16 protein-coding genes and 2 pseudogenes are annotated in these 16,242 nt (G+C 53.2%); 11 read left to right on the forward strand and 7 right to left on the reverse strand.

Annotation, left to right across the window (positions count from 1 at the left end; all coding sequences use genetic code 11):
- Positions 1-31: 31 nt before the first annotated feature.
- From tsaB to rnd, 4 genes are all read left to right on the forward strand, one after another.
- On the forward strand, positions 32-727 hold the full coding sequence (gene tsaB / locus O9K67_RS10605; protein ID WP_061496572.1) for a tRNA (adenosine(37)-N6)-threonylcarbamoyltransferase complex dimerization subunit type 1 TsaB: 696 nt from the start codon (positions 32-34) through the stop codon (positions 725-727).
- Between the two features lie 36 nt (positions 728-763).
- A complete protein-coding gene (locus tag O9K67_RS10610) occupies positions 764-1,351 on the forward strand; it encodes a Slp family lipoprotein (protein WP_061496570.1) in 588 nt (195 codons plus the stop codon).
- Positions 1,352-1,556: 205 nt separating this feature from the next.
- A complete protein-coding gene (gene fadD / locus O9K67_RS10615; RefSeq protein ID WP_134318039.1) occupies positions 1,557-3,242 on the forward strand; it encodes a long-chain-fatty-acid--CoA ligase FadD in 1,686 nt (561 codons plus the stop codon).
- 71 nt (positions 3,243-3,313) lie between these two features.
- Positions 3,314-4,441, forward strand: coding sequence for a ribonuclease D (rnd, locus tag O9K67_RS10620; protein WP_134318041.1), 1,128 nt, complete (start codon positions 3,314-3,316; stop codon positions 4,439-4,441).
- Positions 4,442-4,529: 88 nt separating this feature from the next.
- Here the strand turns inward: rnd and minE are convergent, their stop codons facing one another.
- From minE to minC, 3 genes are read right to left on the reverse strand one after another with little or no spacing between them, the layout of a single operon-like run.
- Positions 4,530-4,796, reverse strand: a complete 267-nt coding sequence (gene minE, locus O9K67_RS10625) for a cell division topological specificity factor MinE (protein ID WP_004384978.1) — start codon at positions 4,794-4,796, stop codon at positions 4,530-4,532.
- A 3-nt stretch (positions 4,797-4,799) separates the two neighbouring features.
- Entirely contained in the window at positions 4,800-5,612 is an 813-nt protein-coding gene (minD, locus tag O9K67_RS10630) for a septum site-determining protein MinD (RefSeq protein WP_061496565.1), read from the reverse strand.
- A 22-nt stretch (positions 5,613-5,634) separates the two neighbouring features.
- Positions 5,635-6,327 carry a septum site-determining protein MinC gene (minC, locus tag O9K67_RS10635; RefSeq protein ID WP_061496564.1) on the reverse strand — a complete coding sequence of 231 codons (693 nt, stop codon included), beginning with the start codon at positions 6,325-6,327 and terminating at the stop codon, positions 5,635-5,637.
- A 123-nt stretch (positions 6,328-6,450) separates the two neighbouring features.
- Here minC and O9K67_RS10640 point away from each other — a divergent pair, with 123 nt between their 5' ends.
- The 3 genes from O9K67_RS10640 (at position 6,451) to O9K67_RS10650 (ending at position 8,073) form a co-directional block, all read left to right on the forward strand.
- Entirely contained in the window at positions 6,451-6,726 is a 276-nt protein-coding gene (locus O9K67_RS10640; protein WP_061496561.1) for a YcgL domain-containing protein, read from the forward strand.
- A 147-nt stretch (positions 6,727-6,873) separates the two neighbouring features.
- Complete coding sequence (locus tag O9K67_RS10645; protein WP_061496559.1) at positions 6,874-7,533, forward strand: fumarylacetoacetate hydrolase family protein; 660 nt, start codon at positions 6,874-6,876, stop codon at positions 7,531-7,533.
- A 93-nt stretch (positions 7,534-7,626) separates the two neighbouring features.
- On the forward strand, positions 7,627-8,073 hold the full coding sequence (locus tag O9K67_RS10650) for a YcgN family cysteine cluster protein (protein ID WP_061500079.1): 447 nt from the start codon (positions 7,627-7,629) through the stop codon (positions 8,071-8,073).
- A 3-nt stretch (positions 8,074-8,076) separates the two neighbouring features.
- Here the strand turns inward: O9K67_RS10650 and O9K67_RS10655 are convergent, their stop codons facing one another.
- Both O9K67_RS10655 and dsbB read right to left on the reverse strand, forming a co-directional pair.
- Positions 8,077-8,364, reverse strand: coding sequence for a hypothetical protein (locus O9K67_RS10655; RefSeq protein WP_061496557.1), 288 nt, complete (start codon positions 8,362-8,364; stop codon positions 8,077-8,079).
- A gap of 194 nt (positions 8,365-8,558) precedes the next feature.
- On the reverse strand, positions 8,559-9,089 hold the full coding sequence (gene dsbB / locus O9K67_RS10660) for a disulfide bond formation protein DsbB (protein ID WP_061496555.1): 531 nt from the start codon (positions 9,087-9,089) through the stop codon (positions 8,559-8,561).
- A gap of 333 nt (positions 9,090-9,422) precedes the next feature.
- On the opposite strand from dsbB, the gene fadR reads away from it, so the two are divergent.
- Entirely contained in the window at positions 9,423-10,142 is a 720-nt protein-coding gene (fadR, locus tag O9K67_RS10665; protein WP_061496553.1) for a fatty acid metabolism transcriptional regulator FadR, read from the forward strand.
- Positions 10,143-10,181: 39 nt separating this feature from the next.
- Here the strand turns inward: fadR and O9K67_RS10670 are convergent, their stop codons facing one another.
- Positions 10,182-11,714 carry a SpoVR family protein gene (locus tag O9K67_RS10670; RefSeq protein ID WP_061496551.1) on the reverse strand — a complete coding sequence of 511 codons (1,533 nt, stop codon included), beginning with the start codon at positions 11,712-11,714 and terminating at the stop codon, positions 10,182-10,184.
- 319 nt (positions 11,715-12,033) lie between these two features.
- Here O9K67_RS10670 and O9K67_RS10675 point away from each other — a divergent pair, with 319 nt between their 5' ends.
- The 3 genes and pseudogenes from O9K67_RS10675 to O9K67_RS24825 form a co-directional block, all read left to right on the forward strand.
- Entirely contained in the window at positions 12,034-13,332 is a 1,299-nt protein-coding gene (locus O9K67_RS10675; RefSeq protein WP_061496550.1) for a D-amino acid dehydrogenase, read from the forward strand.
- Positions 13,333-13,346: 14 nt separating this feature from the next.
- Positions 13,347-14,417: a catabolic alanine racemase DadX gene (gene dadX / locus O9K67_RS10680; protein ID WP_061496548.1), complete on the forward strand. Its 1,071-nt coding sequence runs from the start codon at positions 13,347-13,349 to the stop codon at positions 14,415-14,417.
- A 6-nt stretch (positions 14,418-14,423) separates the two neighbouring features.
- Positions 14,424-14,495 (forward strand): annotated as a pseudogene (locus O9K67_RS24825) (hypothetical protein); the annotation flags it as partial.
- A gap of 3 nt (positions 14,496-14,498) precedes the next feature.
- On the opposite strand, the pseudogene O9K67_RS10685 reads toward O9K67_RS24825, so the two are convergent.
- Positions 14,499-16,235 (reverse strand): annotated as a pseudogene (locus tag O9K67_RS10685) (potassium/proton antiporter); the annotation flags it as partial.
- Positions 16,236-16,242: the final 7 nt, after the last annotated feature.

The following is a 16,242-nucleotide window of genomic DNA, read 5'->3' on the forward strand; positions in this document are numbered from 1 at the left end:
GCCATTTTGTTGATAGTGGACTGTTATACCCATGCGAATTCTGGCTATTGATACCGCCACGGAAGCGTGTTCTGTCGCACTGTGGAACGATGGTACGACCTTCGCTCACTTCGAACTTTGCCCTCGCGAACACACACAACGCATCCTGCCGCTGGTTCAGGATGTCCTGCACGATGCAAAAATATCCCTTACGCAACTCGACGCGCTGGCGTTTGGTCGCGGTCCAGGCAGCTTTACCGGTGTACGCATTGGCATTGGCATTGCGCAGGGACTGGCGTTGGGGGCGGAACTGCCGATGATTGGTGTTTCAACGCTGGCGACCATGGCGGAAGGTGCATGGCGTAAAACCGGCGCAACCCGCGTGCTGGCGGCCATCGACGCACGTATGGGGGAAGTGTACTGGGCTGAGTATCAGCGTGATGAGCAGGGCGTTTGGCAGGGGGAAGAGAGCGAAGCGGTGCTCAATCCGCATGCCGTGATGGCGCGTCTGCAACAGCTTGATGGGCAATGGGCCACCGTGGGCACAGGGTGGGCTGCCTGGCCGGAGATGGCCAGTACCTGTGCGCTGTCGCTCATCGATGGTCAAACCACGCTGCCTGCCGCCGAAGATATGCTGCCGATTGCCCGTCGCTTATTTACTGAGCAACGCACTGTAGCTGTTGAGCAGGCTGAACCAGTTTATTTGCGTAACGAAGTGGCGTGGAAGAAACTTCCGGGCCGTGAATGAATCTCAGTAGTACAAACTGAGTTGAGGAGTCGCATCATGGCGGGTCAAAAAAGAGGTATGCGCTGGTTGCTGGCCGGTCTGGCAACGGCAGTGTTTAGCGGTTGTGTTTCTGTGCCTGACGCGATTAAAGGAACCAGTCCAACGCCGCAGGAAGATTTGGTGCGGGTGATGAATGCGCCCACGCTGTATGTCGGTCAGGAAGGGCGTTTTGGCGGCAAGGTTGTTGATATTAAGAACCAGCAAGGGAAAACCCGGCTGGAGATCGCTGCCGTACCTCTGGATAGCGGCGCGCGCCCGGTGCTTGGCGAGCCTTCGGTAGGCCGTATTTATGCCGACGTGAACGGTTTTCTTGATCCTGTCGACTTCCGCAATCAGTTAGTGACCGTCGTCGGTCCTATCACCGGTACTGCTGAAGGGAAAGTGGGCGACGCGCCCTATAAATATATGGTGATGCAGGCCAACGGCTACAAACGCTGGCGTTTGACCCAGCAGGTTGTGATGCCGCCGCAGCCTGTCGATCCCTGGTTTTGGGGACCGGGGCCACGCCCCTGGCACTCCGGGTTAGGGGGCTGGGGTTGGTACCCGCCCGAGCCGGCCCGTGTTGAGACTGTCGTGACAGAGTAATCCCTTGTTCTTACAAGAGAAAGAGACAGCGGCCTGGCCGCTGTTTCTGTCTTTAGCGGTGTATAAGAAAAATAATTAGTGACGCGCTTCGCAACCTTCGGTTCGCTTAATTAATAAACTGGTACGCTGAGTTAATATTATGTTAACGGCTTGTTTATTAAATGGGGTTGTGATGACCAAAAATACTCATTTCAGAGGTGATGCATTGAAGAAGGTTTGGCTTAACCGTTATCCCGCAGATGTTCCTGCGGAGATCAATCCCGACCGTTATCAATCCCTGGTTGAATTATTCGAACACTCCACAGCACGTTATGCCGATCAGCCCGCATTTATAAATATGGGCGAGGTGATGACATACCGGAAGCTGGAAGAGCGCAGCCGTGCATTTGCTGCCTATCTTCAGCAAGGCTTGGGGCTGAAAAAAGGCGATCGCGTCGCGTTGATGATGCCAAACCTGCTGCAATATCCGGTTGCGTTATTTGGCATTTTGCGTGCCGGGATGATTGTGGTGAACGTGAACCCTCTGTATACCCCGCGCGAACTTGAACACCAACTGAATGATAGCGGTGCGTCCGCGATTGTGATTGTCTCGAACTTCGCCCATACCCTGGAGAAAGTGGTTGATAAAACCCAGGTGCGCCATGTGATCCTGACCCGCATGGGCGATCAGCTGTCGTCGGCAAAAGGCACGCTGGTGAACTTTGTCGTCAAATATGTTAAACGCCTGGTACCGAAATACCATCTTCCGGATGCCATTTCGTTCCGTCGCGCATTGCAAAGCGGTTATCGTATGCAGTACGTCAAACCAGAGGTGATTGCAGACGACCTCGCCTTCCTGCAATACACCGGTGGAACCACCGGAGTAGCGAAAGGGGCGATGCTGACTCATCGCAACATGCTGGCAAATCTTGAACAGGTGAACGCGACTTACGGGCCGTTGTTGCACCGCGGCAAAGAGCTGGTAGTGACGGCGCTTCCGCTGTATCACATTTTTGCACTGACCATGAACTGCCTGCTGTTTATTGAACTGGGCGGGCAAAACCTGCTGATCACCAACCCACGTGATATCCCGGGGCTGGTCAAAGAGCTGGCGAAATACCCATTCACCTCGATGACAGGGGTAAATACGCTGTTTAACGCGCTGCTCAATAATGATGAGTTCCGCAAACTGGATTTCTCCTCGCTTCACTTGTCCGCAGGCGGGGGGATGCCGGTGCAGCAAGCAGTGGCGGATCGCTGGGTTAAACTGACCGGGCAGTATCTGCTGGAGGGTTATGGCCTGACTGAATGCTCGCCGCTGGTGAGCGTAAACCCGCATGACATCGATTATCACAGCGGCAGTATTGGTCTGCCGGTGCCGTCCACTGAGGCCAAACTGGTGGATGATGAGGGGAATGAAGTTGCGCCAGGCGAACCCGGGGAGTTGTGTGTGAAAGGGCCGCAGGTGATGCTGGGTTACTGGCAGCGACCGGATGCGACGGATGAAATTCTGCGTGACGGCTGGCTGTACACCGGTGACATTGCCGTGATGGACGACGAAGGTTTCCTGCGTATTGTCGATCGCAAAAAAGACATGATTCTGGTCTCGGGTTTTAATGTCTACCCGAACGAGATTGAAGACGTTGTTATGCAGCATTCTGGGGTGCGTGAAGTGGCTGCTGTGGGCGTCCCGTCTGAAAACAGCGGTGAAGCGGTGAAGATCTTTGTCGTCAAGAAAGAGGAAAGCCTGACGGAAGATGCGCTGATAGCCTTCTGTCGCCGCCAACTGACGGGCTATAAGGTGCCGAAGCTGGTGGAATTCCGCAGTGAATTGCCAAAATCAAACGTCGGTAAGATTTTACGACGAGAATTACGTGACGAAGCGCGTGGCAAAGTGGACAATAAAGCCTGAGCTATGCATTAATCGCCCTAACGCCGGTTAAGCCGGCGTTTTTTATGGGTGCAAACTAAAGAGATAATGATTTGAATTACCAGATGATCACGACGAACGATGCACTGGCGGCGTTGTGTGAAGCCGCCAGTGCGTTTCCGGCCATTGCCCTGGACACCGAATTTGTTCGCACCCGTACTTACTACCCGCAATTGGGGCTGATTCAGCTCTATGACGGTGAGCATGTGGCGCTGATTGATCCGCTGTCTATTACCGACTGGACGCCGTTTCGCAACCTGTTGATCAATACGCAGGTGACCAAATACCTGCACGCGGGGAGCGAAGATCTGGAGGTATTCCTGAACGCCTTCGGCGTCCAGCCACAGCCGATGATTGATACCCAAATCCTGGCTGCATTTTGCGGTCGTCCGCTGTCATGGGGTTTTGCCGCCATGGTGGAGGAATTTACTGGTCTGGTTATCGATAAGAGCGAGTCACGTACCGACTGGCTGGCACGTCCGCTGACGGAACGCCAGTGCGACTATGCTGCTGCGGATGTGTGGTACCTGCTGCCGATCGCCAGCAAGCTCATGGCTGAAACGGAACAGGCCGGTCGACTGGACGCCGCGCTGGACGAATGCCGGTTGATGATGCAGCGTCGCCAGGACGTGCTGGCGCCGGAAGAGGCATGGCGCGATATCACCAACGCCTGGCAGTTGCGTACACGCCAGCTTGCCTGCCTGCGCTTGCTTGCGGACTGGCGGTTGCGTAAGGCGCGTGAGCGCGACCTTGCTGTGAATTTTGTCGTTCGGGAAGAGAACCTGTGGGCGGTTGCACGTTACATGCCGGCCAGCATGGGCGAGCTGGACAGCATTGGTCTTTCCGGCAGTGAAATTCGTTTTCATGGTAAGACGCTGCTGGCGCTGGTCGCACAAGCGCAGGCTCTGCCGGAAGAGGAATTGCCGGAGCCGCTGTTGAATCTGATGGACATGCCGGGTTATCGCAAGGCATTCAAGGCCATTAAAGCGCTGGTGCAAGCCATTGGCGAAAGCGAGAAAGTGAGCGTTGAACTGCTGGCTTCGCGTCGTCAGATTAATCAACTGTTGAACTGGCACTGGAAATTGAAACCGCAGACAACAGCACCGGAATTAATTAGCGGTTGGCGGGGAGAAATGATGGCCGATCAGCTGAAAAAATTACTGGATGAATATCCACGATAATAACTGTAAATAATTACAGTGTATTTCGGATAATAAACAAAAAAGGCAGAAATCATCTGCCTTTTTTAATGCCTGCATGAAACGTCATTTATTTCGTTTCTTCTGCTTCCGGTAGGGTGACGTTAAGTTCCAGAATGGAAATATCATCCCCTTTTTGTTCCAGTTGAACCGTCACCATCTCTGGATCGATTTGTACATACTTACAAATCACTTCCAGAATATCCCGCTTGAGCTGCGGTAAATAATGGGGTTCAGCGTCGCTGCGGCGACGTTCTGCAACAATAATTTGCAGGCGTTCTTTAGCAATGCTGGCAGTGTTCTTTTTTCTGGAGAGAAAAAAGTCAAGTAATGCCATAACTTATCCTCCGAACAAGCGTTTGAGGAAACCTTTCTTCTCTTCTTCAATGAAGCGGAAAGGACGATCTTCTCCTAACAGACGTTCCACGGCATCCGCATAAGCTTTACCGGCGTCTGCGTTAGCATCCAGGATAACCGGCTCGCCCTGGTTCGACGCGCGTAACACGGACTGATCTTCCGGGATCACGCCAACCAGTTTGATTCGCAGGATTTCCAGCACATCTTCCATGCTCAGCATGTCACCGCGGTTAACCCTCCCGGGGTTATAACGGGTCAACAGCAAGTGCTCTTTAATCGGTTCTTCACCATTTTCGGCGCGGCGTGACTTCGACGCAAGAATACCGAGAATGCGGTCAGAGTCACGTACTGACGACACTTCCGGGTTGGTGGTGATAATGGCTTCATCGGCGAAATAGAGCGCCATCAGTGCGCCGGTTTCGATACCCGCAGGGGAGTCGCAGACAATGAAATCGAAATCCATTTTCTTCAGGTCTTCGAGTACTTGTGCTACGCCTTCACGGGTCAGCGCATCTTTGTCGCGGGTCTGCGATGCCGGAAGAATATAGAGATTTTCGGTGCGTTTATCTTTGATCAACGCCTGGTTCAGCGTTGCATCACCCTGGATGACGTTGACGAAATCGTACACGACACGGCGTTCGCAGCCCATGATGAGATCCAGGTTGCGCAGTCCAATATCGAAATCGATAACGACGGTTTTCTTGCCCTTCTGGGCTAAACCAGTAGCGATGGCCGCGCTGGAGGTTGTCTTGCCAACGCCCCCTTTACCCGAAGTAACAACAATAATGCGTGCCATAGGAGTTCCTTGTTAAAAGGGCTTAATTTAAGGGTTGAATTGTCAAAGCGTTGTCCGCTAACCGCAAACGTGCCGCTTTGCCATAATAATCGGCCGGGATTTGATCGCTCAGCCAGTATTCTCCCGCGATGGAAACCAGCTCCGGCGTGAGGTGGGTGCAAAAAATTTGTGCCTCGCGATCGCCGCTTGCTCCCGCCAGCGCTCGCCCGCGCATCATGCCATAGACATGAATATTGCCATCGGCAATTAGTTCAGCGCCTGCGCTGACGTGGCTGGTGACAATCAGATCACAGTGTGGTGCATAAATCCGCTGACCGGAACGAACCGGGGCGTCAATCAAACGTGTTTTTGTGACCGGTGTAACAATCGGAGCGGGTTCAGGATCGATGGCCTTACGTGGCGCTTTCTCTTTACCTTCTGTCAGTATGGGTAGCCCGGCACGCTCGATTTCCGCTTTCAATTCGCTGTCTTTACAGCCGCTAATACCCACGATGCGCAAGCCGGTTTCGGTAATACTCTGCTGCAGCCGGGGCCAATTAACCGGACCTTCCAGCGTGGAGACATTGATGACAACGGGAGCATGCTGCAAAAAAGCAGGAGCCTGAGCGATTTTGTCTTCTAACGCCTGACGAATAACCTCGGGTTTTGCATCATGCAAATGAACCACTGATAAGGTAAAACTACTGCCTTTTAGCTCGATGGGCGTGTTTGACATCCTGACCTTACTCATTTTGCTATTATCACTCGATCGTTGAGTGATATTCCGAAGACTATCAGGCATGTTATAGTCACTATTATATTCAGGCAAGTAACCACCCGCTAATTCCGAGTAATAAGTATGTTTTGTGTGATCTATCGAAGTGCCCGTCGTGAACAGACTTATCTTTATGTCGAAAAAAAAGACGATTTTTCCCGTGTACCGGAAGCATTAATGCAGAGTTTTGGTCCACCGCAGTTGACGATGCTTTTTCCGCTCGACGGACGTAAAAAATTGGCTGGCGCGGATTTGGATAAAGTAAAAGAAGCATTGGTCACGCAAGGCTATTATTTGCAGTTGCCGCCACCGCAGGAAAATTTATTGAAGGAACATCTCGCAGGTTTAGGTAAACAATAAATCCGATACGGGAAAGGACGGCTCTTTGAGCCGTTTCTTATTTGGACCTTCGATACAGGCAGCAATGCCTGGGGATTTGACAAACAGCCGGGTGGCGCGGATAGTCATTTTTCGCTCATGTTCAATGTGTTACCGGAGGTGGAATAAATGTATCAGCATCACAACTGGCAGGGCGCTCTGCTGGATTACCCGGTGAGTAAAGTGGTTTGTGTTGGCAGTAACTATGCGAAACATATTAAGGAAATGGGGAGCGCTACCCCGGAAGAGCCGGTCCTGTTTATTAAACCCGAAACGGCGTTGTGCGATATCCGCCAGCCGCTGGCCCTGCCGCAGGATTTTGGTTCTGTGCATCATGAAGTGGAACTGGCGGTGCTGATTGGTGCAACGCTGCGTCAGGCCACGGAAGAACATGTCCGTAAGGCTATAGCCGGATACGGTGTGGCGCTGGATCTCACGCTTCGCGATCTGCAAAGTAAAATGAAGAAAGCCGGGCAACCGTGGGAAAAAGCCAAAGGTTTTGATAATTCATGCCCGATTTCGGGCTTTATCCCGGCGGCGGAGTTTGCCAGCGACCCGCAAAACACGACGCTTGGCCTGAAAGTGAATGGCCAGGTTCGTCAGCAAGGCACCACTGCCGATATGATCCACAAAATCGTGCCACTGATTGCGTATATGAGCCGCTTTTTCACGCTGAAAGCAGGCGATGTGATCCTGACAGGAACACCTGAGGGCGTCGGCCCGCTGCAAAGCGGTGATGAGCTGGATGTAAGCTTTGACGGTCTTTCACTGACGACCCGCGTACTGTGATACAGTTTGCCGCCTGGAACGGGCGGCAAAACTTGCATCCGCATGCCAGACTGGTTATAAGGTGCTCCCTGGATTTCAATGGCGGATTTTATCATGAACGACACTCCTTTCTGGCAAAGCAAGACTCTCGACCAAATGACGGACGCGGAGTGGGAGTCGTTATGTGATGGCTGCGGGCAGTGCTGTCTGCATAAGCTGATGGATGAAGACACCGACGAGATCTACTTTACCAATGTCGCCTGTCGTCAGTTGAATATCAAAACCTGTCAGTGTCGTAACTATGAGCGCCGGTTCGAGTATGAACCTGACTGCATCAAACTGACTCGCGAAAATCTCCCGACTTTTGAATGGCTGCCGCCGAGCTGCGCTTACCGTCTACTGGCCGAGGGGAAAGCGTTACCGCTGTGGCACCCGTTGCGCACCGGCTCCAAAGCGGCAATGCACGCCGAACGCATTTCCGTGCGCCATATTGCCGTAAAAGAGTCTGAAGTTCGCGACTGGCAGGAGCACATTTTAAACAAACCTGAGTGGGCGGATTGACGCTCAGACACCCCAGAACAGGTCGATAATCACCGATGCGATAAGCAGCCAGCAGGGCAGAGAAAAGTAAAAAACGCCTCGCTTGTCACGGCTGCTTTTGATTATCAGCAGGCCAGCAAACGTCAATAGCAGCACCGCGATCCAGATTGCCGTGAGGAGCTGGCTGGGCGCGACAATATGCAGCGCGACAAAGAGAAGAAAAGAGGACGTGATGGTATAGAGTCTGATTTTCTTTATAAACAGTAGCGTACCCAACGCAAAGTAAATCAGCGCGATTATCCCGGCGGTCATGCATTTCCCTTTTACCCGATGGATCAGGGCCGTTACCTTACACGCCGTCTACGAGAGCAGGCAACCTTTTGCGTGCGTATGGGGTCGTGTGGGTTGTAAAAGCGCAGCGATGTCCGCTCGATGAACTTGAGCCACTACGCTATGGACTGGCATCGGGAAGGTAATCAAAAAAACGCTCCCGAGGGAGCGTTCTGTTAGCGACCGAAGAGATCGCGTTTTTTCGGTTTGAACGGTTGGGCAATCAGTACCAACAGCGCAACGACCAGGTAAGCGACAAAAATGCCCAGCAGCCACTGCGGCATCTCCAGCGTCAGAAACGACCATTGACGCTCAGCGCAGTCGCCGGATGCGACAAACACTTGCGGGAGCCATTTATCCAGCGGCAGCCACGTCGGAAAACGGGCAGCAAAATCGCAGGTCATAAACGGGGAAGGGTGCAACTGAATCATCGTATGTTCCCAGGCAAGCTGGATGCCGCGCCACGCGCTGTAGATCCAGATTGCCAGAGCGACGTAACGCAGCGGCGTTTTTGGCGCGATCGCGCCGACAATGCCGGCACCCATCACGCCAAATAACGCGCTGCGTTCATAAATACAGAGTACGCAAGGTTTCAGCAGCATGACATGCTGGAACCACAGCGCGACCATTTCAAGTGCAAACGCCGTCAGCGCCATTAATAACCATGCGCCGCGCCCGCGCGAGCACTTGTTCAAGTATCGCAACATAATCATTTCCCTGGGAGATGCTTTGAAGAGGCAGTGTAAACGAAATCTATGTACAGGCCACTAGCGGCAGGCAAAATAATACGTAATTGAATGTTTATCATGCGAAAAGTCAAACCAGACCACGAAGCGATGTTATATCCGGTAAAAAATAACCAACATTACTTGCTGTATCAGTTTCGGATGAAAGCCATATGACTTATGAGGTTAAGCGCAGCTAAATAGTCAAAATGGCGTACCGATCCCCTTTTTTCTTCTTTTCGCATGCTACCTGCCCCCGGCGGGGTCTGGTATGATGAGTGCTCTTTGCTAATGCTGTGTAATGGAAATCTCACTATGGTCATTAAGGCGCAGAGCCCGGCGGGTTTCGCGGAAGAGTATATCATTGAAAGTATCTGGAATAATCGCTTCCCTCCGGGATCCATTCTTCCTGCTGAACGCGAGCTCTCTGAACTGATTGGCGTCACCCGTACCACATTGCGTGAAGTTTTACAGCGACTGGCCCGTGATGGCTGGCTCACTATTCAGCATGGCAAACCCACCAAAGTGAATAACTTCTGGGAAACATCGGGTCTGAATATTCTGGAAACGCTGGCGCGTCTCGATCACGAAAGTGTTCCACAATTGATCGACAACTTGTTGTCAGTGCGTACCAACATTTCCACTATTTTTATTCGTACTGCTTTCCGTCAGCATCCTGATGACGCGTTGAAAGTGCTGGCCAGTGCGCGCGAGGTGGAAGACCACGCTGACGCGTTTGCTGAACTGGATTACAACGTTTTCCGCGGGCTGGCTTTTGCCTCCGGTAATCCGATTTACGGGTTGATCCTTAACGGCATGAAAGGGTTGTACACGCGCATTGGCCGCCATTACTTCTCCAGTCCGGAAGCACGTAATCTGGCGCTGGGTTTCTATCATAAGCTGGCGGAAGTGTGTGAGCACGCGCAGCACGATCAGGTTTATGAGCTGGTGCGTCGCTACGGCCATGAGAGCGGTGAAATCTGGCACCGGATGCAAAAAACGATGCCAGGCGATTTGGCCTTACAAGGGCGATAAGCAAAGATACCCCTCTGCGGCGCGCAGAGGGGATTTCCGTTACAGCGTGTTAGAGCGTTGCGGGCAGCGCTCTAACAGTTCCACGCTACCGTCTTCGTTTTGCTGCTCCAGCAGCACATCAAATCCCCACAGCCGATGCACATGCTTCAGAACTTCGCGACGACCTTTATCCAGCGGCGCGCGATTGTGCGGAATGTAACGCAGTGTCAACGAGCGATCGCCGCGTAAATCCACGTTCCAGACCTGAATATTCGGCTCCAGGTTGCTCAGATTGTACTGCGACGACAGTTTGTTGCGGATCTCCCGATAGCCCTCTTCGTTATGAATGGCCGCTATCTCCAGATAGTTGTTGCGATCGTCATCCAGTACGGTAAAGAAGCGGAAATCCCGCATCACTTTTGGCGACATAAACTGGCTGATAAAGCTTTCGTCCTTGAAGTCGCGCATTGCGAAATGCAACGTCTCCAGCCAGTCTGAACCGGCAATATCCGGGAACCAGTACTTATCTTCATCGGTCGGCGACTGGCAGATTCGTTTGATGTCCTGGAACATGGCAAAGCCCAGCGCATAAGGGTTGATGCCGCTATACCACGGGCTGTTATACGGTGGCTGGAACACCACATTGGTATGGCTGTGCAGGAACTCCAGCATAAAGCGGTCGGTGACTTTGCCTTCGTCATACAAGTGGTTAAGGATGGTATAGTGCCAGAACGTCGCCCATCCTTCGTTCATCACCTGAGTCTGTTTCTGCGGGTAAAAATACTGGCTGACTTTGCGCACAATGCGCAGGATTTCGCGCTGCCACGGCTCCAGTAGCGGGGCGTTTTTCTCCATAAAGTAGAGCAGGTTTTCCTGCGGCTCTGCCGGGTAGCGACGCGCCTGGGCCACCGCCACCTCTTCGTCGCGTTTCGGCAACGTACGCCACAGCATATTCACCTGGCTTTGCAGATACTCCTCGCGGCTTTTCTGGCGCGCTTTCTCCTCCTGCAAGGAGATTTTCTGCGGGCGTTTATAGCGATCCACGCCGTAGTTCATTAGTGCATGACAGGAGTCGAGCAATTTTTCGACTTCGTCCACGCCATAACGCTCTTCGCAATCGGTAATGTATTTACGGGCAAAGATCAGGTAATCGACAATCGAACTGGCGTCGGTCCAGCTGCGGAACAGATAGTTATTTTTGAAAAACGAGTTATGCCCGTAGCAGGCATGCGCCATCACCAGTGCCTGCATGGTAATGGTGTTCTCTTCCATCAGGTAAGCGATGCAGGGATTCGAGTTGATGACAATTTCATAAGCCAGACCTTGCTGACCATGTTTGTAAAGGCGTTCCGTCTCGATGAATTTCTTACCGAACGACCAGTGAGGGTAGTTAATTGGCATACCTACGCTTGAGTAGGCATCCATCATTTGTTCTGAGGTGATCACTTCGATTTGATGCGGATAGGTATCCAGCCGGTAGAGTTTCGCCACCCGGTCGATCTCTGCCAGGTAAACATCCAGCAGATCGAAAGTCCAATCGGGTCCATCGCTCAGACGAATAGAATCCTTATTCATTGAGTCAATCGTAGCCATTAGCGCGCCCTCGTTGTTAACAACACTCTCTGTATGGAGCGTCTCATTTCAAGCATAGAACACGCAATAAAATATGTGGCTAAGCCATAGGTTTTTCTTCGCGATTTTTTCTTCTTGAGGTGACGTAGAAAGACTATTTTGTAGTTTTTTATTCTGTGCTTAAAAGGCGTTCAGCAGGAGATGCTAAATACGTTCAACCCTTGTAATAGGGCGAACCTGTGAGGGGTGTCACCATAAAAAAGGCATATGTTGAATAATATTTTCATCTGGGTTATCAATTTGTAATTAGATGATTGTGCTTTACTCATGGGAGAGGGATATGCAAGTTGTTGTCTTAGGAAGCGGCGTCGTGGGCGTCACCAGCGCATGGTATCTGCGTCAGGCGGGTCATGACGTGACGGTGATAGATCGGCAGCCTGGCCCTGCGCAGGAGACCAGCGCCGCGAATGCAGGGCAAATTTCACCCGGCTATGCCGCGCCCTGGGCTGCGCCTGGCGTGCCGCTGAAAGCCATAAAATGGATGTTTCAGCGTCATGCGCCGCTGGCCATCAGTCTGGACGGCACATCATCACAGTTAAAATGGATGTGGCAAATGTTGCGTAACTGCGACACTCGCCACTACATGGAAAACAAAGGACGTATGGTGCGTCTGGCGGAATACAGTCGCGACTGTCTGAAACTGCTACGGGAAACCACCGGGATTCAGTACGAAGGGCGGCAGGGCGGTACATTGCAACTGTTTCGCACTGCTGAACAGTATGAAAATGCGACCCGCGATATCGCTGTTTTGCAGGATGCCGGTGTGCCCTACCAATTGCTGGAGGCGGCACGTCTGGCGGAGGTTGAACCTGCGTTGGCGGAAGTGGCGGGGAAACTGACGGGTGGGCTGCGCTTGCCCAATGATGAAACTGGCGACTGCCAGCTCTTTACCCAACATCTGGCGCAGATGGCCGCTCAGGCAGGAGTGGTGTTCCGCTTTAACACACCGGTGGATCGCCTGCTGTATGAAGGGGAGAAAATCTACGGCGTGAAATGCGGCGACGAGGTGATCAAAGCCGATGCCTACGTGATGGCGTTTGGATCCTGGTCCACCGGTTTACTGAAAGGGATTGTTGATATTCCGGTCTATCCGCTGAAAGGCTACTCTTTGACTATCCCGATTGCACAAGAAGATGGCGCACCGGTATCGACCATTCTCGATGAGACTTACAAAATTGCCATTACCCGTTTTGACCAACGCATCCGCGTCGGCGGAATGGCGGAAATTGTGGGTTATAACACCGAACTGCTGAAGCCGCGTCGTGAAACACTGGAGATGGTGGTACGTGACCTGTTTCCACGCGGTGGCCACGTTGAGCAGGCTACCTTCTGGACGGGTTTGCGTCCTATGACGCCGGACGGCACACCTGTTGTCGGGCGTACTCCGTTTAAAAATCTGTGGCTCAATACCGGACACGGTACGCTGGGCTGGACAATGGCCTGCGGTTCCGGTCAGTTGATAAGCGATCTGATTTCCGGCACGACACCCGCGATTCCGTCTGATGATCTTGGTGTGGCGCGCTATCTGCCGGGTTTTACACCTGCGCGTGCGCAGCACTTACACGGCGTTCATAACTGATATAAGGAATAGTGATGTCTCGTCCGGTTCTGGCCACCCTGGATTTACAGGCGCTGGCCAATAACTTGCAGGTTGTTCGCCGCGCAGCGCCATCCGCAAAAATCTGGTCGGTTGTTAAGGCAAACGCGTACGGGCACGGTATCGATCGTGTCTGGCGCGCACTCCATACCACAGATGGCTTTGCCATGCTGAATCTGGAAGAAGCCATCCTGCTGCGTGAACGCGGTTGGAAAGGGCCGATTCTGATGCTGGAGGGATTTTTCCATGCGGATGAGCTGCCGCTCTTTGACAAATACCGTCTGACCACCAGCCTGCACAGCAACTGGCAAATTAACGCATTGCAAACTGCCCGCCTGCAAGCGCCGCTGGATATCTACCTGAAAATTAACAGTGGAATGAACCGCCTTGGTTTTCTGCCCGAGCGTGTGCATGGCGTCTGGCAGCAGTTGCGTGGGTTGGCAAACGTGGGTGAGATCACGCTGATGTCCCATTTTGCGGCGGCGGAACACCCGCAGGGCATTATCGCGCCGATGGCGCGTATTGCGCAGGCGGCTGAAGGCATTGCTGCACCGCGCTCGCTGGCAAACTCGGCCGCCACGCTCTGGCACCCGGAGGCGCATTACGACTGGGTGCGACCCGGTATTGTGCTTTATGGCGCGTCACCCTCGGGCGACTGGCAGGATGTCGCCACCAGTGGTATTCGTCCGGTAATGACGCTGAGCAGTGAAATTATTGCCGTACAAACGCTAAAGGCTGGCGATACCGTGGGGTATGGCGCACGCTACCGCGCCGGTTCAGAGCAGCGCATTGGCGTGGTCGCTTGTGGCTATGCCGATGGTTATCCGCGACTGGCACCGACAGGGACACCCATACTGGTGGATGGCATCCGCACAACCACCGTGGGCGCGATCTCGATGGATATGCTGACGGTGGATTTAACCCCTTGCCCGCAGGCTGGCATTGGTACGCCGGTCGAGCTGTGGGGCAAGGCGATTAAAATTGATGAAGTGGCTGCAGCCTCCGGCACGGTCGGGTATGAATTGATGTGCGCATTAGCGCCGCGCGTCCCGGTAGTGACGGTGTAAAACAAGCTGAGGCGGTTATTCCGCCTCTTCTTCCGCGACCCGAACACCGACTTTCAGCACGGCGTTGTCCGCTTTCTCTGCCACGGTCCAGATCATCCCGGCAAACTCCACCTGGTCGCCAACTACTGGTGCAGCACCCAGCAACTGTTGCACGATATCGCCCAATGTCTGCTGTTTATCACGGTACTCAAGCCCGTCTTCCAGACCGTAAATCAGCGCCACGTCGGCAAATTTCGCATTCGCTTCAAGAATAAAATCGCCGAAAAAGCGTTGATCCAGCGCCACCGGTGGCGACTGGCTGAACAGTTTGCCCAGCGCGGGCAGGTCACGCTCACGGCCGATGACGCACAGAACATCGCCTTCACGTAGCCGGGTACTGCCCGTCGGATGCAGCAGGCTATTACCGCGGAACAGCGCGGCAATGCGTGTCTCTTCCGGCATATGCAAATCGCGAAGTGCTGCGCCCACACACCATTTATCGGCGCTCAACTGATAAACAAACTGCTCCCACGGATTATCCGGATGAATATCCAGACCTACGCGCGAAACTGGCCAGCCCACTGGTGGCACCACCACTTTGGCTTTTTTTGCCGCCCAGGAGAGTGAGGTCCCCTGAAAGAGCAGCGAAATCAGCACCACGAAAAATGCCACGTTGAAGAACAGACGAGCATTATCCAGACCGGCCATCATTGGGAAAGTAGCAAGAATAATCGGTACTGCGCCACGGAGCCCCACCCAACTGATAAAAACGCGCTCGCGCAGGTTAAAACCGCGAAACGGCAACAGACTGGCGAACACCGACAGGGGGCGCGCAACAAAAATCATCCATGCTGAGAGAATGAGTGCGGAGAGGGCGATCGGCCACAAATCAGAAGGTGTAACCAGTAAGCCCAGCACGAGAAACATCGCAATTTGCGCCAACCAGGCCAGCCCGTCAAAATTTTGCAAGATGCCGAACCGGTTGCGGATCGGGCGATTCCCAAGTACAAAACCACACAGATACACCGCCAGGATCCCGCTGCCGTGTAAGGCAGTGGTCAGGGCGAACACCAGGATACCACCGCTCAGCGCCAGCAACGGATAGAGCCCTTGCGGCAGGACAATGCGATTGATCATCTGCTGCAGCAGGTAACCGCCCGCGCCGCCAAGCAGAATACCAAGGCCAAACTCCTGTACGATATGCACCAGGAACATCAGATCGAGATCGGCTTTATGCTTCTGAATCATCTCAATCAGCGTAATGGTCAGAAATACCGCCATTGGATCGTTGCTGCCGGATTCAATTTCAAGGGTTGAGCCCACGCGTTCATTCAGCCCTTTTCCGCCAAGCAGTGAAAACACCGCGGCTGCATCGGTGGAGCCGACAATGGCGCCGATTAACAACCCTTCCATGATGTTAAGTTTGAACAACCAGGCCGCCATCATGCCGGTCAGGCTGGAGGTCACGAGTACCCCAACAGTGGCGAGGGAAAGGGCCGGGCCAAGGGCAACGCGAAAGGAGCTGGCGCGGGTACGCATACCGCCATCGAGCAGTATGATCGCCAGCGCGAGGTTACTGACCATATAGGCGAACGGATAATTATCGAACGGTATGCCACCAATGCCGTCTACGCCGGCCAACATACCAATCGCCAGAAAAATGACCAGAATCGGGATACCGAGGCGTGATGAGAAGGAACTTAATAAAATACTGCAGGTTACAAGAACTGAACCCAGAATAAACAGACTGATTATCGCCTCAGCGTCCAATGTTATGCCTCTCCTTATCCCGTCATGACAAATCAGAAACCCGGGCTGCGTCCGGCAGCCTGGATTCATTCAATGC

The organism is Kosakonia oryzendophytica (assembly GCF_027886705.1).
Lineage (GTDB): Bacteria > Pseudomonadota > Gammaproteobacteria > Enterobacterales > Enterobacteriaceae > Kosakonia > Kosakonia oryzendophytica.